We start from the raw sequence: 22,086 nt of genomic DNA on the forward strand, positions 1-22,086 counted from the left end.
AGACCGGTTTTCGGTAACGATCATGCTCAAGCCAAAGCGAAGGGCGAGCCCATGACGCAACTCAAGCTTCAGGCGAGATAGGGCCGCCATGGTCGCACGTTCCACCATCCCCGCCGGTGACTTCCGCACCTCCTATGCGGCCGACACCACGATCTTCCCGACCAAGACCAGCCGCAATTTCGCGATCGCCGGCGTGATCCTGCTGTGCTTCGCGCCGCTTGTGTTCTCCGAATACTGGCTGTCGGTCTCGATCCAGATCGGCATCTTCGCAATCGCGGCGCTCGGGCTGAACATCCTGGTCGGCTTCACCGGGCAGATCTCGATCGGCCAGGCCGGCTTCTTCCTGCTCGGCGCCTTCACCTCGGCCTATATCAACAACACCTATGCCATTCCGGTGTTCTTCGCGATCCCGCTGGCCGGCGTGATCACGGCGCTGGTCGGGCTGGTGTTCGGCCTTCCCGCGGCGCGGCTGAAGGGCCTCTATCTCGTCATCGCCACGCTCGCCGCGCAATATATCCTGCTCGACTTCTTCTCCCGCGCCGAATGGTTCTCCGGCGGCTCGGTGCCGGCCTCGGCCAATCCGTTCTCGATCTTCGGCTATACGCTGCGCGGCGACCGGCAATATTTCTACGTCGTGCTGGCCTATGTGCTGGTCTGCTATTTGCTCGTCACCAATTTGATGCGCACCCGCGACGGCCGCGCACTGATCGCGATCCGCGACCACTATCTCTCGGCCGAGATCATGGGCATCAACCTGACCAAGTACCGCACGCTGTCGTTCGGCCTGGCCGCGTTCTTCGCCGGCATCGCCGGCGCGCTCTATGCGCACTACCAGCTGGTGATCTCACAGGAGGGCTTCGGCATCGAGCGCTCGATCCTGTTCCTGGCCATGATCATCATCGGCGGCACCGGATCGATCATGGGCACCCTGATGGGAACTGCCTTTGTCGTGCTGCTGCCGGAGTCGATGGAGTGGCTCAGCCACAATCTGAAGGGCAGCTCCATCGACAAGGCGCTTGCGCTCAACAACAACATCACCTTCCTGCGCGAGATCGCGATCGGCCTGATCATCATCGCCTTCCTGATGTTCGAGCCGGACGGGCTCGCGCATCGCTGGCGACAGATCAAGACATACTGGAAGCTCTACCCGTTCTCACATTGATTCCAACCAACAGGGACCGGCGACAATCCGGCCCGGATGCACCACAGGAGGAAGCACTATGACGATCAAATCATGGCTCGGCTCGGCGGCGCTCGCGCTGCTCGCAGGCACCTTCGCCGCATCGGCGAACGCGCAGCAGATCGCGATCGGCCATCTGCAGGATCTGTCGGGCGGCACGTCCGACGTCGGCACGCCCTATGGCCAGGGCGTCGTCGACACCTTCGCCTGGGTCAACAAGAACGGTGGCATCGGCGGCAAGCAACTCGCGGTCGACAGCAACGACTATGGCTACCAGGTACCGCGCGCGATCGCGCTGTACAAGAAGTGGTCGGCGCCGGACAACAAGGTCGCCGCGATCATGGGCTGGGACACGGCCGACACCGAGGCGCTCACCGGCTTCCTCGCCAATGACAAGATCCCGGACATGTCCGGCTCCTATGCCGCCGCGCTGACCGATCCGGAAGGCACCAGCGGCAAGGCGAAGCCGGCGCCGTACAACTTCTTCTACGGACCGAGCTACTCGGACGCGCTGCGCGCCGAGCTGACCTGGGCGGCCGAGGACTGGAAGGCCAAGGGCAAGCCCGGCAAGCCCAAATTCGTGCACATGGGCGCCAACCATCCCTACCCCAACGCGCCGAAGGCCGCGGGCGAAGCGCTCGCCACCGAGCTCGGCTTCGAGGTGCTGCCGCCGCTGGTGTTCGCGCTGGCGCCCGGCGACTACAGTGCGCAATGCCTGAGCCTGAAGAGCTCCGGCGCCAACTACGCCTATCTCGGCAACACTGCCGCTTCCAACATCTCGGTGATGAAGGCCTGCAAGAACGCCGGCGTCGATGTGCAGTTCCTGTCCAACGTCTGGGGCATGGATGAGAACGCCGCCAAGACCGCGGGCGATGCCGCCGATGGCGTGATCTTCCCGCTGCGCACCTCGGTCGGCTGGGGCGGCGATGCACCGGGCATGAAGACGGTGCAGGAGATCGCCAAGATGTCCGATCCCACCGGCAAGGTCTATCGGCCGGTGCACTACGTCGCCGCGGTCTGCTCCTCGCTCTACATGAAGGAAGCAATCGAGTGGGCGGTGAAAAATGGCGGCCCGACCGGCGAGAACGTCGCCAAGGGCTTCCACCAGAAGAAGGACTGGGTGCCGGCCGGCATGGAAGGCGTCTGCAGCCCCTCGACCTGGACCGAGAAGGACCACCGTGGCACGATGAAGGTCGACCTTTATCGCGCTCGCGTGACGGGACCGACCGATGGCGACCTCAACGACTTGATGGCCAAGGGCGTGATCAAGCTCGAGAAGGTCAAGACCATCGAACTGCCGCGCAAGGCCGAATGGGCGGGTTGGTAAGTTGCTGAGCTGATGCCGAATGAGCTCGGCAGCAACTCCACGCACGATCGTCATCCCCACGAAAGCGGGGGATCCAGGACGCCGCGGCTTCTCGGTGAAGCATCGGCGTGTCTGGAATACTGGGTCCCCCGCCTTCGCGGGGGACGACAGCGGTGGACAACCACAATGACCGAGACACTCGACACTCCGCGAGCCGGCGCAGGCAGCGCCTTAGCCGCCCCCCTGCTCTCCGTTCGCAACATCGAGGTCGTCTATGACGACGTCATCCTGGTGCTGCGCGGGCTCAGCCTCGATGTGCCGAAGGGCGCCATCGTCGCGCTGCTCGGCGCCAATGGCGCCGGCAAATCGACGACGTTGAAGGCGATCTCCGGCCTGCTCAAGACCGAGGATGGCGAGGTGACGCGCGGCGAGATCATGTTCGACGGCGCGCGCATCGACGGCATCGATCCGGAGAAGATCGTCCGCCGCGGCATCTTCCAGGTCATGGAGGGCCGGCGCATCGTGGCCGACATGACCTCGCTCGAAAACCTCAAGCTCGGCGCGTTCACCCGCAGCGACCGTGAGGTCAACAGCGACATCGAGATGGTGTTCAACTATTTCCCGCGGCTGAAGGAGCGGACGGGCCTCGCCGGCTATCTCTCCGGCGGCGAGCAGCAGATGCTGGCGATCGGACGCGCGCTGATGGCCCGGCCGAAGATGATCCTGATGGACGAGCCCTCGATGGGCCTGTCGCCGCTGCTGGTGAAGGAGGTGTTCGCGATCATCAAGGAGATCAACCGTGATCTCGGCGTCACCATCCTCCTGGTCGAGCAGAACGCGCGCGCGGCGCTGTCGGTCGCCAGCCACGGCTACATCATGGAGCAGGGCAAAGTCGTGCTCGACGGCACCGCGGACAGTTTGCGCGACAACGAGGACGTCAAGGAATTCTACCTCGGCGGCGCCGGCGACCAGCGCAAGAGCTTCAAGAACCTGAAGAGTTTCAAGCGGCGGAAGCGGTGGCTGTAGCGAACTATCTGCTCGTCATGGCCGGGCTTGACCCGGCCATCCACGCGCGAGCCGGAACGACGAACGACGTGGATGCCCGGGACAAGCCCGGGCATGACGGTGCAAGACCGAAGGACTGGGCATGAATACCCACTACGACGCCCTCGAGACCCGTGATCCCGCCGAACGCGAGCAGGATCTGTTCGGCCGCCTGCCCGACGTGCTGCATGCAGCGATCAAGGCGCCCGCCTATGCCGCGCTGCTGCAGGGCATCGATCCCCGGGACATCACGAGCCGCACCGCGCTGGCGCAATTGCCCGTGCTGCGCAAGTCGGAGCTGCCGGCCCTGCACAAGGCCGCTCCCCCGTTCGGCGGCTTCGTCGCGCAGGCGCCTGGCGCGTTCTCCCGTCTGTTCACCTCGCCCGGCCCGATCTTCGAGCCAGAGGCGGCCCACACCGATCCCTGGCGCGGCGCGCGCGCGCTGTTCGCGGCCGGCTTCCGCAGCAGTGACGTCGTGCTCAACACCTTCAGCTATCATCTGACGCCCGGCGGCTTCATCTTCGATGCCTCGGCGCGCGCGCTCGGCTGCGCGGTGATCCCGGCCGGACCGGGGAACACCGAGGCACAGTTCGAGCTGATCGAGGCCTATCGCCCGATCGGCTACAGCGGCACGCCCGACTTCCTCAAGATCCTGCTCGATGGCGCGGCGAGCGCCGGCCGCGACGTCTCCTCGATCAAGCGTGCACTGGTGTCGGGCGCGGCCTTTCCGCCGTCCTTGCAGGCCGAGATCAAGGCGCGCGGGATCGATGCCTACCAGGCCTTTGGCACCGCCGATCTCGGCATCATCGCCTATGAGACCTCGGCACGCGAGGGCATGGTGGTCAACGAGGATCTCATTTTCGAGATCGTCCGCCCCGGCACGGGTGATCCCGTGGCCGAGGGCGACGTCGGCGAGATCGTCGTCAGCTCGCTCGATCCTGCCCATCCCTGGATTCGCCTCGCACTCGGCGATCTCACCGCCGCCCTGCCCGGCGTCAGCCGCTGCGGCCGCACCAACATGCGCATCAAGGGCTGGATGGGCCGCGCCGACCAGACCACCAAGATCAAGGGCATGTTCGTGCGACCCGAGCAGATCGCCGAGATCGGCAAGCGCCATCCGGAGCTCGGCCGGCTGCGGCTGGTCGTCACCCGCGCCGGGGAAACCGACGCGATGACGTTGAAGGCCGAATGCGCCGCGCCATCTGATGGCCTGCAGGACGCGCTCGCCACCAGCCTGCGCAGCGTCACCAAGCTCGGCGGCCAGGTCGAGCTGGTCGCGCCGGGAACGCTGCCCAACGACGGCAAGGTGATCGCAGACGAGCGCTGAGCCAGGTTCCAGCTCGAAGCGTAGCCCTGCAGCAGCGGCATGAGCGGCGGGGTGCGCACGGACCATGCGCAATTGTCGCCTCCCGCGCCCTCTCCTATACAGCCATGTCACGCTCTCTCGGAGTTCGTCCGCATGGCCTTCCCGCGCGCGTCCAAAGCCCTGTCCCGCTTCACCGTGCTCGATCTGACGCGCGTGCGCGCCGGCCCGACCTGCGCGCGGCAGTTTGCCGATTGGGGCGCCAACGTTATCAAGATCGATGCCATGATGGAGGATGGCGGCGAGGCGCTCGGCGGCCCGCGCCGTGGGGCCGACTTCCAGAACCTGCATCGCAACAAGCGCGCGATGACACTCAATCTGAAAGACCCCAAGGGCGTCGACGTGTTCATGCGGCTGGCCAAGCAGGCGGACGTCGTGATCGAGAACTACCGGCCGGATGTGAAGACCAAGCTCGGTATCGATTACGAGGCCGTTCGCAAGGTCAATCCGCGCATCGTCTATGGCAGCATCTCCGGCTTCGGCCAGGACGGCCCCTATGCCAAGCGGCCGGGCTTCGATCAGATTGCGCAGGGCATGGGCGGGCTGATGTCGATCACCGGCGCGCCCGGCGAAGGGCCGATGCGCGCGGGGATCCCGATCGCCGATCTCTCCGCAGGCCTGTCCTGCGCGATGGGCATTCTCACGGCGCTGCTCGAGCGCGAGGTGTCCGGTGAAGGCCAGTGGGTGCAGACCTCGCTGTTGCAGGCGCAGATCTTCATGCTCGACTTCCAGGCCGCGCGCTGGCTGATGGAGAAGGACGTCGCACCGCAGGCCGGCAACAACCATCCGACCAGCATCCCGACCGGCGTGTTCAAGACCTCCGACGGCTACATCAACATCGCGGCGACCGGCGGCCGGATCTGGGAGCGGCTATGCCACACGCTGGGCGCACCGGAATGGATCGATAATCCCGACTACGCGACCGCGCCGGCACGCTCCAAGAACCGCGACGCGTTGAACGCCGAGATCAACCAGCGAACGGTGGCGAAGACGAGCGAGCAATGGGTCGCCGAACTCAACGCCGCCGGCGTGCCCTGCGGCCCGATCTACGCCATCGATCAGATGTTCGAGGACCCGCAGGTCAAGCACCTCGGCATGGCGCAGCAGGTCGCCAGCGACGACGGCCGCGACATCACGCTGGTGGCGCAGCCCTTCACATTGTCGCGCACGCCGAGTCGCATGGCGGCGCGGCCGCCGGAGTTCGGCGAGCAGACCGAGGAGATCCTCTCCGAATTCGGCTTCACCGACGGCGAAATCGCTGATCTTCGCCTGCATCGCGTCGTGTGAGCAGGTGCAATATGACCAAGCTGCGGCATCCCGCCGCTGTGGCCAAGATGTCACCACGTTGGAACTTCCAACTTGGCCGGATTGAGGCCAAGGCAAGACCGCGTTAACCTCTTCGCATCAGTTGATCGCGGACCTCATGGGGCCCGCGCGCGTGAGGAGTAGCGGACCATGAGCGCGACCGAGTTGAATGAATTCCTGACGGCGATGGACATCGTACGCGACGTCAACGCGGCCGCTGTGACTGCTCCTGGTGCTCTGTTGTTCGACGAGACGATGCTCGATAACGAGTCCGACTGGTACCACATGCCCGTCGCAGAGAAGGTGAACTGAGGCTGAGCTGCCTGAGTTCAACGCTCTCGTCTGATATCAACGCGTCCCGAGGCCTTCGTTCGGACAATCCGGACGAAGGCTTTTTCATTCGGGACCGCAGAATGAGGCAAGGAGCGAACAGGCATCCTTGTCAGAACACGCCGAACGCAAAAAAAGCCCGACGCAAGCGCCGGGCAAGGGATCGTCTCGGGAGGAAACATCAGGACGCGATGACCAGAGATCAGGCACCGCGCGTGAGCAGCACAACGTCTGCCCATGAATGAAGCCTACCACCGCCCTGCCTAAAAAGCTGTCATCGCAAAGACACAACCTCTGGAGAAGCGCGGAAAGGATTTGAACAACGGTCCGTCGCAGCGAAGCCAGCCTCCTCCCTGATGTGGCAACGGTGCCACGGTCCAGTTCGATCCACGCCAAGGCCCAATCGAGCCAGTGGTCGCAATCACGCGAATTCTTGCGTGTTTGTTGTGGCGTCCTGCCATTCCAGCGGCGGCGCCTCCGCCCCAGCGCAGAACGCGTGGTCGGCGCGGCTCATCTTGCCTGCGGCCGTCCTTCGAGACGCCCGCCTGCGGCGGGCTCCTCCGGACCAGGTGTGAATGCGCAGCACGATCTCACCTTTCATGGTGAGGAGCGCCGCGCCTCAAAAGGTAGTGGACTCCACCAACTGTTGCGCGCGGAGCGTCTCGAACCATGAGGCCCCGAACGTCGCGGCCTGCGGTCCGCCGCCTACGCCTCGGCCTTCGCAGCCGGCGCGCTCGACTTGCTGACGCTCGCGACCAGCCGATCGATCAGCGGCCAGAACAACAGCAGGATCGCGAGCGTCGTGATGGTGCCGACGAGACCGTTCGCCCAGAACACCTTCATGTTGCCGCCGGAGATGATCATCGACTGGCGGAACGCGTCCTCGGCGCGGCTGCCGAGCACCAGCGCCAAGGTGAACGGCGCCAGCGGAATCTTGATCTTCTTGAAGACGTAGCCGACGACGCCGAAGCCGAGCATCAGCCAGACGTCGAACATCGCGTTCTGGATCGCATAGGCACCGATGGCGCAGGACACCACGATCATCGGCGCCACCGCCGCAAACGGCACCCGCAGGATCGAGGCGAAGATCGGCACGGTGGAGAGCACCAGCACGAGGCCGACGACGTTGCCGAGATACATCGAGGCGATCAGGCCCCAGACGAAATCCTTGTGCTCGACGAACAGCAGCGGTCCAGGATTGAGGCCCCACACCATCAGACCGCCGAGCAGGATCGCCGCGGTGCCGGAGCCGGGAATGCCGAGCGCCAGCATCGGCAAAAGCGCCGCGGTGCCCGAGGCGTGCGCGGCGGTCTCAGGCGCGAACACGCCCTCGATGCGGCCCTTGCCAAAACTGTCCGGGTCCTTGGAGAAGCGCTTGGCGAGATTGTAGCCCATGAAGGACGCGGCGATCGCGCCGCCCGGCGTGATGCCGAGCCAGCAGCCGATCACCGAGGAGCGCAGTAGGGTCATCCAGTATTTCGGCAGGTCCTTCCACACCGCAAGCACCGTGCGCAGCGAGATCGAAGCCGCGTGACCGCGCAGCGCGAGGCGCTCCTCCATCGTCAGCAGGATCTCGCTGATGCCGAACAGGCCGATGACGGCGACCAGGAAGTTGATGCCGCGGAGCAGATCCGTCGAGCCGAAGGTCATGCGCAGCTGGCCCGAGACCGTGTCCATGCCGACACCGGCAAGCAGCAGCCCGAGCGCCATCGCAATGACGGTCTTGTGCTTGTCCTCACGCCCGAGACCGACGAAGGAGCAGAAGGTGAGCAGATAGACGGCGAAAAACTCGGGCGGGCCGAACTTCAGCGCGAAGGACGAGATCCACGGCGCCAGGAAGGTGATCAGCAGCACGGCGACCAGGGAACCGATGAAGGACGAGGTGAAAGCCGCCGTCAGCGCCTCGGCCGCCTTGCCCTGCTGCGCCATTGGATAGCCGTCGAAGGTGGTCGCCACCGACCAGGCCTCGCCGGGGATGTTGAACAGGATCGAGGTGATGGCGCCGCCGAACAGCGCGCCCCAATAGATACAGGACAGCATCACGATGGCCGAGGTCGGATCCATCGAGAAGGTCAACGGCAGCAGGATCGCGACGCCGTTGGGGCCGCCAAGTCCCGGCAGCACGCCGACGAACACGCCGAGCACCAGCCCGACCATCATCAGCGCCAGCGTCTTCCACGTCAGGAGGACCGCGAACCCATGCAGCAGCAGACCCAAGGCTTCCATGATTTCATTCCAGCTCGGTTTCCGTCATTACGAGCGCAGCAATCCAGAGTCGCGTGTGAAGCCCTGGATTGCTTCGTCGCTTCGCTCCTCGCAATGACAGGGAGAGATAGCAGTGTCAGTACCCGAACGCCGCTTCGAGCGGTCCTTTGGGCATCAGCACGTCGAAGACGATATCGAAGGTCACGAACATCACGGCGCTGAACAGGAACGCCGTGAGCAGAGATTTCCAGATCGCGATTCTGCCGACGATACGCATGAAGCCGGCGATCAGCAGGAAGCTCGCGACATAGATGCCAAGAAACTGCATGGCGATGCAGAACAGAAGCGTCGGCACAAACACCGCCATCACGCGGCGCAACTGCGCCCGCGTGACGAAGGTCTCGACCGCCTCCTTGCGCGACAGGAAGGCCGCGCCGATGCCGTAAAGGCTGGCGCCGCCGAGGATCACCGACAGATAGAACGGGAAGTAGCCGGGCTCCGGACCGGTGGAGTCCCAGGACGCCCCGGTCCGCCAATTGTCCCAGGCGAGCACGACGGCGAGCGCGAGCAGCAGCAGCGACACACCGACGTCGACGGTCCGGTTGGAGGTGACGGAAGGAGAATCCTCCTCAGGCGCGGTCGGATCGTCGACCGCGATCTCGAGCTCAGCGTTGGACATCGATCCTCCTCATCCCCTCGCCTCGCCCGGCCTCACTTGGCGACGAAGCCGGCTTCCGTCATCAGTTGCTTGTTCAGCGAGCCGTCCTCTTCCAGGAACTGCACCATGTCCTTGCCGGTAAGGAAGATCGGCTTGAGCGCCTGCTTCTCCATGTAGTCCCTGTATTCCGGCGTCTGCACCAGCTTGCTGAACAGGTCGACGTAGAACTCCTGCTGCTCCTGGGTCACCTTGCCTGGCAAGAACATCGCGCGCAGCATCAGGTACTGCACGTCCAGGCCCTGCTCCTTGCAGGTCGGAATGTCATTCCAGGACTGCGTCTCCGTGACCTTGGCGGTGTAGGAGATGCGCTCCTTGTCGAACACGCAGAGCGGACGCACCTGGCCGGCGCGCCAGACCTCCAGGTTCTCGGAGGGATTGTTGACGTTCGCCTCGGTATGGCCGCCGACCAGTTGCGTCGCAGCCTCGCCGCCCGACTTGTAAGGCAGATAGGAGAATTTCGCGCCGGTCTTCTTCTCCAGGAACACGGTGAGCACGTGATCCTCGCGCTTCGAGCCGGTGCCGCCCAGCTTGAACGGCGAGCTCGATGCCTTGGCGGCTTCGATGAACTCCTTCACCGTCTTCGGACCATTGACATTGTCCCACAACACGAACTGGTCGAGCGCGATCACCGCGACCGGCGACAGCTCATGCCAGTCGAACGGCAGCTTGGCCGACAGCGGCAGCATATAGATCAACGAATAGGCGATCAGGACCTTGTTGGCGTCACCATCGCTGGACTTCATGTACATCAGCGCCTCGGCTCCGGACGCCCCGCCCTTCAGCGACACGACGACCGGTTGCTTCAGCAGATTGTTCTTCTGGATCGCAGCCTGCATCATGCGGGCCATCTGGTCGGATGCGCCACCGGCGCCCGCAGCCACGACGATTTCGACCGGCTTGGTCGGTTCCCAGCCGGCAAAGGCCGGCGCACTTCCGAAAAGAACCGCCGTTGCGGCCGCGATTTTGATCAGGTTGCGCACGTGTTTTCTTCCCCGTTCGAAGCGCCTGCTTGCATCCTACCAGGATACTGCTGGCTTATTGTGATGAGTTCAAGATGACAAGGAAAATGCCGCATCGCGATGTCCGCATAAGGTCGCAGCCGCGGCATGCGCTACTTGCCCTTCCAGTTCGGTGTCCGCTTGTTGAGGAACGCGTCCATGCCCTCGCGGAAATCCTCGCTCATATAGGCCCGCAGGATCAGGTCCTCGCCCTCGTCGCGCGTCAACGTGCGGCGGATGCGGCGGACCGCCTCCTTGGTCACTTCGAGCGTGATCGGCGCATGCGACGCGACGAGCTTCGCCGTCTCAAGCGCGCGCGTCTGCAGGGTTTCGACGTCGGGAACGATCTCGTTCAGCAGGCCGAGCGCAAGCGCCTCCGGCGCCTCGACCAGCCGCGCCTTGAAGATCAGGTCCTTGGTCCGCGCCGGTCCGATCAGGGAGACCACGCGCGAGATGTTCGACATCGATAGGCAGTTGCCGAGCGTGCGTGCGATCGGAAAGCCGATGCGGGTGGTCTCGGTGCCGATCCGGATGTCGCAGCAGGCGGCGATGCCGGCGCCGCCGCCGGTGCAGGCGCCGGCGATCGCCGCAATCACCGGCACGCGGCAGAGCTCAAGCGTGCCGAGCACGCGATCGATCCGCGCCTCATAGTCGAGCGCGTCCTGCGCGGTCTTGAAGGCACGGAACTGGGAGATGTCGGTGCCGGAGGCGAACGCCTTGTCGCCGGCGCCGGTCAGGATCAGCGCCTTGATCGACCGGTCGGCATTGATGGCCTCGCAGATCGAGGCCATCTGGTCGTACATCGCGAATGTCATCGCGTTGCGCGCCTGCGGCCGGTTGAAGGTGATCTTGGCGATGCCGTCGTCGACGGCATAGATGAGATCGTCGGATCCGGTCGCAGGTGCGTTCATCAGGCCACCTTCGAAATCGGCGCGGCCTCGCGCGCCTTCAGGACGTCCATCGCCGCGAGCACGCCACCGGCCCGATGCGGCACATTGGCAAGCGCGAGGCCCATCTCGACGCCGGCGAGCGTGCCCATCAGCATCAGGTCGTTGAAGTGACCGATATGACCGATGCGGAAGACCTTGCCCTTGATCTTGTTCAGGCCGGTGCCGAGCGACATGTCGAAGTGCTCGAGCACGAGCTTGCGGAACTGGTCGGCATCATGGCCCTCGGGCATCACGACACCGGTCAGCGCCGGAGAATGCGCCTGCGGATCCTGACACTGCGTATCGAGACCCCAGGCCTTCACGGCGGCGCGGGTGGCGAGGCTGTGGCGGCGATGACGGGCGAACACGTTCTCGTGGCCCTCCTCCTCCAGCATCTTCAGCGCCTCGTTGAGGCCCATCAAGAGATTGCAGGCTGGCGTGTAGGGGAAGGTGCCGAGCTTGTTGAAATTGATGATCTCCTGCCAATCCCAATACGAGCGCATGCCCGGATTGGCCTTGGCGGCGGCGAGCGCCTTCTCCGAGACAGCATTGAAGCCGAGTCCCGGCGGCAGCATCAGGCCCTTCTGCGAGCCCGCGACGGAGACGTCGATGCCCCAGGCGTCATGCTCGTACTCCATCGAGCCGAGGCCGGAGATGGTGTCGACCATCAGCAGCGCCGGATGGCCGGCGCGATCGAGCGCCTTGCGCACCTCGAGCGGCGGCGTGAGGCAGCCGGTCGACGTTTCGTTGTGCACGATGCAGACGGCCTTGATCTTGTGCGCCTTGTCCTCGACGAGGCGCTGCTCGATGGCCGCGATGTCGGCGCCATGACGCCAGTCGCCGGAGATGAAGTCGACGTCGAGCTTGAACTTGTCGGCGATGCCACGCCACAGCACCGCGAACTGGCCGGTCTCGGCCATCAGCACCTTGTCGCCGGGCGCGAGCGTGTTGACGATCGCCGCTTCCCAGGCGCCGGTGCCGGACGACGGATAGATGATCACCGGCTGCTTGGTGCGGAAGATCCGCTGGCTGGCCGCCAGCACAGCAAAACCGAGCTCGGCGAACTCGGGACCGCGATGATCCATCGTCGGCATGTCCATCGCGCGCAGCACGCGGTCGGGCACGTTGGTCGGCCCCGGAATTTGAAGAAAATGCCGTCCTGTGTGCACAGTCATTGGCGTCCATCCCCGGTCGTTTGGTTGGTGCGCGGACGTGGCATGCCACGCGCTCGCCGCGCTTTTCTCCCGCCAGACCGCTGGCGTCAACACAGAAGACGCAAGCACCGATCGCTTCGGGCTGACATCCCTCAGATGCACACGGGCTTCCTTCTGCTGTGCAGCGCGGCACCGGCGGATTTGACCCGCAACCGCACGCGATTTCGCCTCAATTCACAACTGCGAGGTGCCGCGGCGCATTGCCGGGCATGGGCTGCTCCAGAAGCGCCATCGCAGCATCGACGCCGCCGGCACGATGCGGCACGCCGGCGACACGCAGCCCCATCTCGACACCGCTCAACGCGGCCATCAGGGTCAACTCGTTGCACTCGCCGAGATGGCCGATACGGAACACCTTGCCGGCCACTTTGGAGAGGCCCGAGCCGAGCGACATGTTGTAATTGTCCAGTACGACCTGCCGGAACTGATCTGCATCATGGCCCGGCGGCATCAGCACGGCGGTCAGGACCGGCGAATAGTCCCTCGGCTCCTGGCAGAGCACCTCCAGCCCCCAATGCTGGACCGCGGCACGGGTGGCCGCTGCCAGCCGTTGATGGCGCGCGAATACCTCGTCGAGGCCTTCCTCGAGCAACATCGCGATCGCCTCACGCAAGCCGTAAAGCAGGTTCGTCGCAGGCGTATAGGGGAAGAAGCCATTCGCGTTCAGCTTCAGCATGTCTTCCCAATCCCAGAACGAGCGCGGCATCTTGTTGGTCTTGGCAACCGCCCGCGCCCTGTCCGAAACCGCATTGAAGCCGAGCCCCGGCGGCAGCATGAAACCCTTCTGCGAGCAGGACACAGCGACATCGACCTTCCACTCGTCGAAGCGGAAGTCGGCCGAGGCGAGGCCCGAGATGGTATCGACCATCAGCAGCGCCGGATGCTTGGCGCGATCCATCGCTGCCCTGACCTCGCCGATCCGGCTGGTCGCGCCGGTCGAGGTCTCATTGTGCACGACCATCACGGCCTTGATCTGATGCGCCGTGTCGGCCGCGAGCTTCTCTTCGATCATTGCGGGGTCGACACCGCGCCGCCAGTCGCCCGGAATGAAGTCGACCTCTACCCCCCAGCGCGCCGCCATCTGCCGCCACAGCGTGGCGAAATGGCCGGTCTCGACCATCAGCACCTTGTCGCCGGGTGACAGCGTGTTGACGATCGCAGCCTCCCAGGCACCGGTGCCGGAGGACGGGTAGATGATCACCGGGCTCGCGGTCTTGAAGATCTTCTGCGACCCGCTGAGGACGGCCTTGCCGAGTTCGCCGAATTCGGCGCTGCGGTGGTCGATCACCGGCATGTCCATCGCCCGCAGCACCCGCTCGGGCACCGGACTCGGTCCCGGAATGTGCAGGAAATGGCGGCCTTGGTGACGGGTCAAAGGAAAACTCCAGACGACAGCGGCATTGCAGCACCTATGATTGCATGCAATTTTTGACTGCGCAAGGCACATAACGAATTCATATATGAGATCGACCCAATCTGTAATCACCGCTACAATGCTGTGGCATGAGCTCCATGATTCCCGACATCGAAATGCCCCCCTCTGCCGAGCCAGGCAGCCGCACGACATCAGCGCGGGACGAGACCTCGTTGCATGACGAGATCCTGGCCAGGCTGCGCGACTACATCGTCGAGGGCCATGTCCCCGACGGCGGGCGGTTGTCCGAGCGGCAGCTCTGCGAGATGTTGGGGGTGTCCCGCACGCCCTTGCGTGAAGCCCTGAAGGTGCTCGCGGCGGAAGGGCTGGTCGAGCTGCTGCCCAATCGCGGCGCGCGGGTGCGCCCCCTGAGCGCCGCAGACATTCGCGAATTGTTCGACCTGATGGGCGGCCTGGAGGGTCTTGCCGGACGCCTCGCCTGCGAGAAAATGTCGGATGAAGACATCAAAAATATCGAGCAACTTCATCACGATATGTACGGCTTCTACATTCGGCAGGACATGCATGGTTACTTTCATGTGAACCAGCTCATCCATCGCGCGATCGTCGATGCCGCCGCCAATGCGACCCTTCACGCGACTTATGAGAGCCTCGCCGGACGCATCCGTCGGGTCCGCTTTTCAGCCAATTTCGCCCGCAAGCGCGAACGCTGGAGCGAGGCCATGCGCGAGCATGAGCAGATCCTCGACGCGTTGCGCCGCCGAGCCGGCAGCGAGCTGTCCGACATCCTCTTCCAGCATTTGCGCAACAAGGGGGCGGCCGCGATCGCCTACTTTGCCGAGGGGCAGGCCGTCGCCGCCCCACCCGGCGGAAAGCCGGTTGGAGTAGACTAAGGTTGAGAATGGCCTTCTCAAATTGCATGCAATCTGGTTGACGGTACGCTGCAAATGATTGACACCGGGCCGAGGCGTGGGGAACCGCGACCAGACCAGGGCCGACCAGGGACCATCATGCCGAACGCCAAAGCCGGTCCGTCCAGGCTGGAACAGAAGCTCCGCGCCGAGATCACCGGCGACGTCTTTTTCGATCGCTTCAATCGTGGCCGCTACGCCACGGACGCCTCATTTTATCAGGTCATCCCGGCCGGCGTGGTCGTGCCACGCACGATGGACGAGGCTTTACGGGCGCTGGCCATCGCCCGCGATGACGGCCGCATCGTCACCCCGCGCGGCGGCGGCACCTCGCAATGCGGCCAGACGGTCAACGAGGGAATCGTCGTCGACTTTTCCAAGCACCTCAACCGCATCGTCTCGCTTGACGTCGCCGGGCGGACCTGCGTGGTCGAGCCGGGCATCGTGCTCGATGACCTCAATCGCCAGCTGAAGACGCATGGCCTGTGGTTTCCCGTGGACGTCTCCACGGCATCGCGCGCCACGATCGGCGGCATGGCCGGCAACAATTCCTGCGGCGGCCGCTCGCTGCGCTACGGCACGATGCGCGACAACACCATCGCCATCGACGCCGCGCTGGCCGACGGCACGCAGGCGCGTTTCGCCGAGGTGCCGCGCGACCTCGCCGACGTGAACGCGCCGGACAAGGCCCGCGCCCTGTTTCGTGACATGCTGGCGCTCGGCGAGCGTGAGGCGGCCGAGATCGGCGACAGATTTCCCAAGGTGCAGCGCCGCGTCGGCGGCTACAATCTCGACGCGCTGACGCCGCGCAACGCCGCCAACAATCTCGCCCATCTCCTTGTCGGCTCCGAAGGCACGTTGGCCTTCTCCACCCGGATCGAGCTGAAGCTGTGGCCGCTCATCCGAAACAAGGTGCTCGGCGTCTGCCATTTCGGCAGCTTCTATGAGGCGATGGACGCGGCCCAGCATCTGGTCAAGCTGAAGCCGATCGCGGTCGAGCTGGTCGACCGCACCATGATCGGGCTCGGCCGCGACATCGCAATGTTCCAGCCGGTGATTGCGGCGGCCGTGCGCGGCGATCCCGATGCGATCCTGGTGGTGGAGTTCGCCGAGGAGACTGTCGACGCGAACCTCGCCAAGCTGAAGCTGCTCTCCGAGCTGATGGGCGATCTCGGCTTCTCCTGGACCAACGAACCGCGCAAATGGGGCGGCGTGGTCGAGATATCGGAGCCTGCCCTGCAGACGGCCGTCGCCGACTTCCGCGCCGCCGGCCTCAACGTGATGATGTCGATGAAGGAGGCCGGAAAGCCGGTGTCCTTCGTCGAGGACTGCGCGGTGCCGCTGCCGCATCTTGCCGACTACACCGCGCGCCTCAATGAGGTCTTCGCCAGACACGGCACCCGCGGCACGATGTATGCGCACGCCTCCGAAGGCTGCCTGCACGTCCGCCCCGTCCTGAATTTGAAGCTGGAGAAGGACGTCAAGGCGATGCGCGCCATCGCCGAGGAAGCCTTCGCCATGGTGCGCGAGTACAAGGGCTCGCATTCCGGCGAGCATGGCGACGGCATCGTGCGCTCGGAATTCCACGAACAGATGTTCGGCAGTCGTATTGTCGCCGACTTCGAGGAAGTGAAGCAGCGCTTCGACCCGGCGAACGTGCTCAACCCCGGCCGCATCGTCGATCCGCCCAGAATGGACGATCGCTCGCTGTTCCGCTATCCGCCGGATTATCGCATCGACGACATCAAGACCGTGCTCGACTGGTCGGCCTATCCCGGCGCTGCCGGCGGCTTCCAGGGCGCGGTCGAGATGTGCAACAACAACGGCGCCTGCCGCAAGCTCGACGGCGGCGTGATGTGCCCGTCCTATCGCGCCACCCGCAACGAGAAGGATGTCACGCGCGGCCGCGCCAACACGCTGCGGCTCGCGATCTCCGGCCAGCTCGGTCCAGGCGCGCTGTCGTCGGACGAGATGATGGAGACGCTGAAGCTCTGCGTCTCCTGCAAGGCCTGCCGCCGCGAGTGCCCGACCGGCGTCGACATGGCCAAGATGAAGATCGAGGTGCTGGCGGCACGGGCGACCAGCCATGGCCTCATCTTGCGTGACCGGATCGTCGCTTATCTTCCGCGCTATGCTGATCTCGCTGCACGCTTCGCACCGCTCGCGAACCTGCGCAATCACAGCGCACCGCTGCGCGCGCTGATGGAGCGCGTCGCCGGCATCAGCGCCAAGCGCAAGCTGCCGGCGTTCCGCAGCGACACGTTCCGCGTCGACGCCGAGGCGTTCGGCCCCGAGAACGGCCGCGAAGTCGTGCTGTTCGGCGACACCTTCAACCGCATCTATGAGCGCGAGAATCTCGACGCCGCGCTGCGCGTGCTGATCGCCGGGGGGTACCGCGTCTATGTGCCGAGGCCGGTCGATGGCGGCCGCGCGCTGTGCTGCGGCCGCACCTTCCTCTCCGCCGGGCTCGTCGATGAAGCCAAGTCCGAGTTGCAGCGGCTGGTCGAGACCTACGCGCCGTTCGCCGCCCGCGGCGTGCCGATCATCGGCCTGGAGCCGAGCTGTCTTCTCACGCTGCGCGACGAGCTGCTGTCGCTGCGCAGCGACGCCAAAGCCCGGACGATCAGCGCGCATGCGCTGCTGCTGGAGGAGTTTCTGGCGCGCGAGGCGGAGAGCGGCCGGCTGGCACTGCCGCTCGGTCCCCTGCCCGGCAAAGCGCTGCTGCATGGCCATTGCCACCAGAAATCCTTCGCCGCTTTCAAACCGGTCGAACAGGTGCTGCGGCTGATCCCCGAGCTCGAGGTCGAGACGATCGAATCCTCCTGCTGCGGCATGGCCGGCGCGTTCGGCTATGGCGCGGACACCTACGAAGTGTCGCTGCAGATGGCGGAAGCCTCATTGCTGCCGGCTGTTCGCAAAGCTGATAGCACGACCTTCATCGTTGCCGACGGCACCTCCTGCCGTCACCAGATTCAGGACGGCGCGGCCCGCGGCGCCGTGCACGCTGCGCAACTCCTGGCGATGAGCCTGGAGCGTACGCAGGCATCTCAGTAGCTCCCGAGACTGGAAGCCGCAGAGCATGATCTCACTGTCGTCATTGCGAGGAGCGAAGCGACGACTTGTCCGCCATAGCCCGGAGGGTGACGGCGGAAGCAATCCAGATCTTTTCTTTCGCCCAGGATTGCTTTGCTTCGCTCGCAATGACGGATGATAAAGCCGACTATTCATCACAAATCACAAAGGACACCGATATGGCCGATCTCACGCTCGACACTGCCCGCAAGATCCTCGACGCGACGCTGGCCAAGGGGATCGAGAAGAAGCTGAAGCCGCTCGCCGTAATCGTGCTGGACGCGCGCGGCTGCCTGAAGGCCGCCGCAGCGCAGGATGGCACCAGCCTGATGCGGGCCGAGGTCGCACATGGCAAGGCCTATGGCGCGCTGGCGCTCGGTCTCGGTTCGCGCGCGCTGTTCCAGCGTGCCCAGGAGCAGGCCTATTTCATCGATGCCGTGAACACGCTGGCGCAGGGCCGTATGGTGCCGGTACCCGGCGGCGTGCTGATCATGGACGGCACCACTTTGCTCGGCGCGGTCGGCGTCTCCGGCGACACCAGCGACAATGACGAGATCTGCGCCATCGCCGGCATCGAGGCCGCCGGCCTCAAGCCGAATGCGGGCTGAGCCTCCTCGTCCTCTTGGCAACCTTTCCGGCGATCGCGGCTTCCTTGGTGATCTCACCGAGGAGGCCACATGTCCCAGATTCCGCTGCCGGCATCGGCGCTCGCCAAGACCATGACGCCGATAGGCGCACTGGCCGAGCTCGCGCGAGACTTCGACACCGTTGTAGTTCCCGACGACAGGCGCCACCACATGCGGCCGGGCTGACCGCGGCGCAGGAGCTTACCAAGGATTCATCAGCGCGGTTCTCCCCGCCCGAAACATTGCCGGCGGCCGCACGTTTGTACAACGGGGGCGCGTGGAGAACCCGGACATGCCTCGCAGACGAGCTCGCACGATCATCATCACCGGCGCCTCCGCCGGTGTCGGCCGCGCCATCGCCAAGCGCTTCGGCGAGGCTGGCGACCGCGTCGGTCTGCTCGCACGCGACGAGGAGGCGCTTCGCGGCGTTCAGCGCGAGCTGCAGGGGCGCTTTGCGCATGCCGAATACGAGGCCGTCGATGTCGCCGACGCGCCGGCGCTGTTCGAGGCCGCCGAGCGGCTCGAGCAGCGTCTCGGTCCGGTCGACATCTGGATCAACGACGCCATGGAGACCGTGTTCTCGACGGTGGCCGACATCACGCCGGAGGAGTTCCACCGCGTCACCGAGGTGACCTATCTCGGCTTCGTGCACGGCACCATGGCGGCGCTGCGGTCGATGCGCCGGCGCGGCGAAGGCCGGATCATCCAGATCGGCTCGGCGCTCGCCTATCGCGGAATTCCGCTGCAGGCGGCCTATTGCGGCGCCAAGCACGCGATCCGCGGCTTCACCGACTCGCTGCGCGCCGAACTGATGCATGAGCGGTCGCGCATCACGCTCTGCATGGTCGATCTGCCCGCAGTGAACACGCCGCAATTCGACTGGGCCCGCGCCCACCTCGCACATACGCCGCGGCCGATGGGCCGGCCCGTGGAACCGGAGGTGATCGCGGACGCCGTCCACCGCGTCGCCGACGGCAGCTTCCGCGAATATTGGATCGGCTGGCCGACACTGCTCACGATCCTCGGCAACGCCGTCGCGCCGGCACTGCTCGACCGCTATCTTGCCGCCAAGGCGATCGCCGGGCAGCAGACCGATGTCCCGCTGGTGCCCGACCGCCCCGATAACCTCGACCAACCCGTGACGCGCCTGCATCGCACGCGTGGCTCGTTCAGCCAGGGCGCAGCGCAGCAGGCCATGCTCATCCCGGGCGACGTGGCACGCGCGGCGACCGTCGCCATCGGGGCCGCGATCTTCTTTGCCTTGGGGGCGACGATGAGCCGGCGGTGGCGCTAGGCCGCAGGCCACGAGGCCGCTCTTGCACCACGCCAGCGAGATGCGCTTCTCTGCACTGCGACTTCCAATACAGGTCCGGAGCGCCTCCATGACCATCGAGAGCATTAGCGCGATCACCATCGCCACCCACGACATGGCCCGCGCGGTCGCCTTCTATCGGTCGCTCGGATTCGACGACATTCCGTATGGCGGCGGCGACGCCCCGTTCACGACCTTCCGCGTCGGTACGGGCTATCTCAACCTGATCGCCATGCCTGAGGACAAACAATGGAGCTGGTGGGGCCGCATCATCTTCCACGTCGCGGATGTCGACGCCGTTTACGCGAAGGCGCTGGCCGCTGGTTTTGCGCCATCGACCACCCCGCGTGACGCCGAATGGGGCGAGCGCTACTTCCACCTCACCGATCCCGACGGCCATGAGCTGAGCTTCGCGCGGCCGCTCGGGCGCTGAGCTAGCCGAGCTCGAATGTGGTGATGCCGAATACGCGCTCGATCCGTAGCGGCGGGATCGGCCCGGTGTACGTGCGCGCGGTTTCGAACACCGGCTTGAGGCCGAGGCTCTCGGCGAGCGCCAAAGCCGCCGGATTGATCGCCGGCACGTCGAGGAACACCTCGGAGTCGCCGGCTGCGCTCAGCAGCGCTGCGACCATGGTCTCGGCATCCTCGCGCCTCTCGGCCACCAGCGGACCGATCTTGGAGCCGGCGCGACATGGACGGATCACGCCCCAAGCGGCCAGCGCGCCATCGCGGATCAGCGCCCGGCCGACATGACCGGGCGCGTCGATCCAGGCCCGCAGGAATGCACGGCGTGGGGCGGGAAACACAGTCGCATCTGACGCTTCGATGTCGGCCAACGGCACATCGCTCAGGGCGACGATCCGTGATGAGCCCCCTGGTGGCGGCAGGGCGACAGGTCGCCCACCATAGCGGATATTGGCATGCGCATAGCTGAAGCCGGATGTCCGGTAGTTGTCCTGCTGCGCCACCACGCCGTCGAGCCCAACAACACGCGATCCCGCATGCGCCATCGCCGCCTGCCAGAGCCGCAAGCCGTAGCCGCGCCCGCGCAGCTCGGGGCGGACGATGTAGAAACCGAGAAAGGCGAAGCGATCGTCATAGTTGACGCAGGACACCGTCGCGACCGGCACGCCGTCGCGCTCGGCCACGAGAAAGCCATCGGGATCGACCACCGCGAAACAGGCCGCATCCGACAAACCAGGATTCCAGCCCTCGGCCGCCGCCCAGTCGACGGCCAGCGGAATCTCATCGGCATGCATCGGCCGGATGGTGAGACCATCGGTTGCACGGGTGTGGGAAGCCCTCATACGTCCATCCCAAATCCACGAACGCGTTTGCGCATCATGGATGCTCCGCCTTCGCGGAGCATGACAGCGACAACAACCGAGCAGCCGTCAAACGTCCAACGGCGGCGGGCTACTTGCCCGGCCACACCGGCTTGCGCTTCTCGGCGAACGCCTTCAAGCCTTCCTTGGCATCCTCGGTCATCGCGAGCAGCGCGATTTGGCTTTCGAGATAGGCGATGGATTCGTCGAACGACATCGACGCGATCGCGCGCATCGCGTATTTGCCGCGTCGGATGGCGGTCGGTGATTTGTCGACGAGACGGCCGATCAGCCAATCGATCTTGGCATCGAGCTCGGCGGCCGGAACGACGTGGTTGAGCAGCCCTGCCGCCTGCGCCGCTTTGGCGTCGAACGGCTCGCCCGTCAGAGCCCATTCATTGACGAGCCGGGGCGGCGCGATGCTCTGCAACAGGCTCAGCACCTGCATCGGGAACACACCAACCTTCACCTCCGGCAGGCCGAAGATCACGTGGTCGGCTGCGACCGCCATGTCGGTCATGCACAACAACCCCATGCCACCGGCCATGCAGACGCCGCCGACCCGCGCGATCGCGGGCTTGGTGGCGTTTTGCGACAGCCTGAGCAGATCGGCGTAGTCGACATTGGGCCGCGAGAAATCCATCGCAAAGGCCGCACCGGAGTTCTGCAGGTCGGCGCCGGCGCAGAACGCCTTGTCCCCTGCCCCCGTCAGCACGATCACGCGCACGTCCGGATCGTCATGCGCCTGGCGGTAGCCGCGCGAGATGCCCGCGATGACGTCGCCATTGAGGGCGTTGCGCTTCTCGGGCCGGTTGATGGTGATCCAGAGGGCCTGGCCGCGCTTGTCGAGAATCACGCTATCGTCGGTCATCG

General features: G+C 65.2%; 20 protein-coding genes. 12 read left to right on the forward strand and 8 right to left on the reverse strand.

Annotation, left to right across the window (positions count from 1 at the left end; translation table 11 throughout):
• Positions 1–88 precede the first annotated feature (88 nt).
• The 6 genes from BBTA_RS26725 (at position 89) to BBTA_RS40910 (ending at position 6,510) form a co-directional block, all read left to right on the forward strand.
• On the forward strand, positions 89–1,162 hold the full coding sequence (locus tag BBTA_RS26725) for a branched-chain amino acid ABC transporter permease (protein WP_012045629.1): 1,074 nt from the start codon (positions 89–91) through the stop codon (positions 1,160–1,162).
• A gap of 58 nt (positions 1,163–1,220) precedes the next feature.
• Positions 1,221–2,507, forward strand: a complete 1,287-nt coding sequence (locus BBTA_RS26730) for an ABC transporter substrate-binding protein (RefSeq protein ID WP_012045630.1) — start codon at positions 1,221–1,223, stop codon at positions 2,505–2,507.
• A gap of 165 nt (positions 2,508–2,672) precedes the next feature.
• Complete coding sequence (locus BBTA_RS26735; protein WP_012045631.1) at positions 2,673–3,512, forward strand: ABC transporter ATP-binding protein; 840 nt, start codon at positions 2,673–2,675, stop codon at positions 3,510–3,512.
• 121 nt (positions 3,513–3,633) lie between these two features.
• Positions 3,634–4,857 (forward strand): phenylacetate--CoA ligase family protein, encoded by a 1,224-nt coding sequence (locus BBTA_RS26740; RefSeq protein WP_012045632.1) that lies wholly within the window; start codon positions 3,634–3,636, stop codon positions 4,855–4,857.
• 132 nt (positions 4,858–4,989) lie between these two features.
• Positions 4,990–6,180: a CaiB/BaiF CoA-transferase family protein gene (locus BBTA_RS26745; RefSeq protein WP_012045633.1), complete on the forward strand. Its 1,191-nt coding sequence runs from the start codon at positions 4,990–4,992 to the stop codon at positions 6,178–6,180.
• 168 nt (positions 6,181–6,348) lie between these two features.
• Positions 6,349–6,510 (forward strand): hypothetical protein, encoded by a 162-nt coding sequence (locus BBTA_RS40910; RefSeq protein ID WP_012045634.1) that lies wholly within the window; start codon positions 6,349–6,351, stop codon positions 6,508–6,510.
• 723 nt (positions 6,511–7,233) lie between these two features.
• Here the strand turns inward: BBTA_RS40910 and BBTA_RS26750 are convergent.
• The 6 genes from BBTA_RS26750 to BBTA_RS26775 form a co-directional block, all read right to left on the reverse strand.
• Positions 7,234–8,754: a tripartite tricarboxylate transporter permease gene (locus BBTA_RS26750; RefSeq protein ID WP_012045635.1), complete on the reverse strand. Its 1,521-nt coding sequence runs from the start codon at positions 8,752–8,754 to the stop codon at positions 7,234–7,236.
• A gap of 115 nt (positions 8,755–8,869) precedes the next feature.
• Positions 8,870–9,412, reverse strand: a complete 543-nt coding sequence (locus BBTA_RS26755; protein WP_012045636.1) for a tripartite tricarboxylate transporter TctB family protein — start codon at positions 9,410–9,412, stop codon at positions 8,870–8,872.
• A 32-nt stretch (positions 9,413–9,444) separates the two neighbouring features.
• A complete protein-coding gene (locus BBTA_RS26760) occupies positions 9,445–10,431 on the reverse strand; it encodes a tripartite tricarboxylate transporter substrate binding protein (protein ID WP_012045637.1) in 987 nt (328 codons plus the stop codon).
• Between the two features lie 131 nt (positions 10,432–10,562).
• A complete protein-coding gene (locus BBTA_RS26765; protein ID WP_012045638.1) occupies positions 10,563–11,360 on the reverse strand; it encodes an enoyl-CoA hydratase/isomerase family protein in 798 nt (265 codons plus the stop codon).
• Positions 11,360–12,553 carry an alanine--glyoxylate aminotransferase family protein gene (locus BBTA_RS26770; RefSeq protein WP_041750914.1) on the reverse strand — a complete coding sequence of 398 codons (1,194 nt, stop codon included), beginning with the start codon at positions 12,551–12,553 and terminating at the stop codon, positions 11,360–11,362. The genes BBTA_RS26765 and BBTA_RS26770 overlap by 1 nt, the downstream gene beginning before the upstream one ends.
• Before the next feature lie 208 nt (positions 12,554–12,761).
• Complete coding sequence (locus BBTA_RS26775) at positions 12,762–13,967, reverse strand: alanine--glyoxylate aminotransferase family protein (RefSeq protein ID WP_012045640.1); 1,206 nt, start codon at positions 13,965–13,967, stop codon at positions 12,762–12,764.
• A 128-nt stretch (positions 13,968–14,095) separates the two neighbouring features.
• On the opposite strand from BBTA_RS26775, the gene BBTA_RS26780 reads away from it, so the two are divergent.
• From BBTA_RS26780 to BBTA_RS26800, 6 genes are all read left to right on the forward strand, one after another.
• A complete protein-coding gene (locus tag BBTA_RS26780; RefSeq protein ID WP_041750915.1) occupies positions 14,096–14,860 on the forward strand; it encodes a GntR family transcriptional regulator in 765 nt (254 codons plus the stop codon).
• Positions 14,861–14,977: 117 nt separating this feature from the next.
• Entirely contained in the window at positions 14,978–17,932 is a 2,955-nt protein-coding gene (locus BBTA_RS26785) for an FAD-binding and (Fe-S)-binding domain-containing protein (RefSeq protein WP_012045642.1), read from the forward strand.
• Between the two features lie 197 nt (positions 17,933–18,129).
• Positions 18,130–18,558 carry a heme-binding protein gene (locus tag BBTA_RS26790; RefSeq protein ID WP_012045643.1) on the forward strand — a complete coding sequence of 143 codons (429 nt, stop codon included), beginning with the start codon at positions 18,130–18,132 and terminating at the stop codon, positions 18,556–18,558.
• 69 nt (positions 18,559–18,627) lie between these two features.
• Entirely contained in the window at positions 18,628–18,762 is a 135-nt protein-coding gene (locus tag BBTA_RS41675) for a hypothetical protein (protein ID WP_256374672.1), read from the forward strand.
• 106 nt (positions 18,763–18,868) lie between these two features.
• Positions 18,869–19,870, forward strand: coding sequence for an SDR family oxidoreductase (locus BBTA_RS26795; protein WP_012045644.1), 1,002 nt, complete (start codon positions 18,869–18,871; stop codon positions 19,868–19,870).
• 88 nt (positions 19,871–19,958) lie between these two features.
• On the forward strand, positions 19,959–20,321 hold the full coding sequence (locus tag BBTA_RS26800) for a VOC family protein (RefSeq protein ID WP_012045645.1): 363 nt from the start codon (positions 19,959–19,961) through the stop codon (positions 20,319–20,321).
• A 1-nt stretch (position 20,322) separates the two neighbouring features.
• On the opposite strand, the gene BBTA_RS26805 is transcribed toward BBTA_RS26800, so the two are convergent.
• Both BBTA_RS26805 and BBTA_RS26810 read right to left on the reverse strand, forming a co-directional pair.
• A complete protein-coding gene (locus BBTA_RS26805) occupies positions 20,323–21,195 on the reverse strand; it encodes a GNAT family N-acetyltransferase (protein WP_012045646.1) in 873 nt (290 codons plus the stop codon).
• A 109-nt stretch (positions 21,196–21,304) separates the two neighbouring features.
• The gene (locus BBTA_RS26810; protein WP_012045647.1) at positions 21,305–22,084 is read right to left on the reverse strand and encodes an enoyl-CoA hydratase/isomerase family protein; all 780 of its coding nucleotides are present in this window, start codon (positions 22,082–22,084) and stop codon (positions 21,305–21,307) included.
• Between the last annotated feature and the right edge of the window lie 2 nt (positions 22,085–22,086).

The sequence above is a fragment of the Bradyrhizobium sp. BTAi1 genome (assembly GCF_000015165.1).
GTDB classification, from domain to species: domain Bacteria; phylum Pseudomonadota; class Alphaproteobacteria; order Rhizobiales; family Xanthobacteraceae; genus Bradyrhizobium; species Bradyrhizobium denitrificans.

Bases quoted from the DNA above. Each gene is read 5' to 3' on its own strand.
- BBTA_RS26725 (WP_012045629.1), top strand. From the start codon at position 89: ATGGTCGCACGTTCCACCATCCCCGCCGGTGACTTCCGCACCTCCTAT.
- BBTA_RS26730 (WP_012045630.1), top strand. From the start codon at position 1,221: ATGACGATCAAATCATGGCTCGGCTCGGCGGCGCTCGCGCTGCTCGCA.
- BBTA_RS26735 (WP_012045631.1), top strand. From the start codon at position 2,673: ATGACCGAGACACTCGACACTCCGCGAGCCGGCGCAGGCAGCGCCTTA.
- BBTA_RS26740 (WP_012045632.1), top strand. From the start codon at position 3,634: ATGAATACCCACTACGACGCCCTCGAGACCCGTGATCCCGCCGAACGC.
- BBTA_RS26745 (WP_012045633.1), top strand. From the start codon at position 4,990: ATGGCCTTCCCGCGCGCGTCCAAAGCCCTGTCCCGCTTCACCGTGCTC.
- BBTA_RS40910 (WP_012045634.1), top strand. From the start codon at position 6,349: ATGAGCGCGACCGAGTTGAATGAATTCCTGACGGCGATGGACATCGTA.
- BBTA_RS26750 (WP_012045635.1), bottom strand. From the start codon at position 8,754: ATGGAAGCCTTGGGTCTGCTGCTGCATGGGTTCGCGGTCCTCCTGACG.
- BBTA_RS26755 (WP_012045636.1), bottom strand. From the start codon at position 9,412: ATGTCCAACGCTGAGCTCGAGATCGCGGTCGACGATCCGACCGCGCCT.
- BBTA_RS26765 (WP_012045638.1), bottom strand. From the start codon at position 11,360: ATGAACGCACCTGCGACCGGATCCGACGATCTCATCTATGCCGTCGAC.
- BBTA_RS26770 (WP_041750914.1), bottom strand. From the start codon at position 12,553: ATGACTGTGCACACAGGACGGCATTTTCTTCAAATTCCGGGGCCGACC.
- BBTA_RS26780 (WP_041750915.1), top strand. From the start codon at position 14,096: ATGAGCTCCATGATTCCCGACATCGAAATGCCCCCCTCTGCCGAGCCA.
- BBTA_RS26785 (WP_012045642.1), top strand. From the start codon at position 14,978: ATGCCGAACGCCAAAGCCGGTCCGTCCAGGCTGGAACAGAAGCTCCGC.
- BBTA_RS26790 (WP_012045643.1), top strand. From the start codon at position 18,130: ATGGCCGATCTCACGCTCGACACTGCCCGCAAGATCCTCGACGCGACG.
- BBTA_RS41675 (WP_256374672.1), top strand. From the start codon at position 18,628: ATGTCCCAGATTCCGCTGCCGGCATCGGCGCTCGCCAAGACCATGACG.
- BBTA_RS26795 (WP_012045644.1), top strand. From the start codon at position 18,869: ATGCCTCGCAGACGAGCTCGCACGATCATCATCACCGGCGCCTCCGCC.
- BBTA_RS26800 (WP_012045645.1), top strand. From the start codon at position 19,959: ATGACCATCGAGAGCATTAGCGCGATCACCATCGCCACCCACGACATG.
- BBTA_RS26805 (WP_012045646.1), bottom strand. From the start codon at position 21,195: ATGAGGGCTTCCCACACCCGTGCAACCGATGGTCTCACCATCCGGCCG.
- BBTA_RS26810 (WP_012045647.1), bottom strand. From the start codon at position 22,084: ATGACCGACGATAGCGTGATTCTCGACAAGCGCGGCCAGGCCCTCTGG.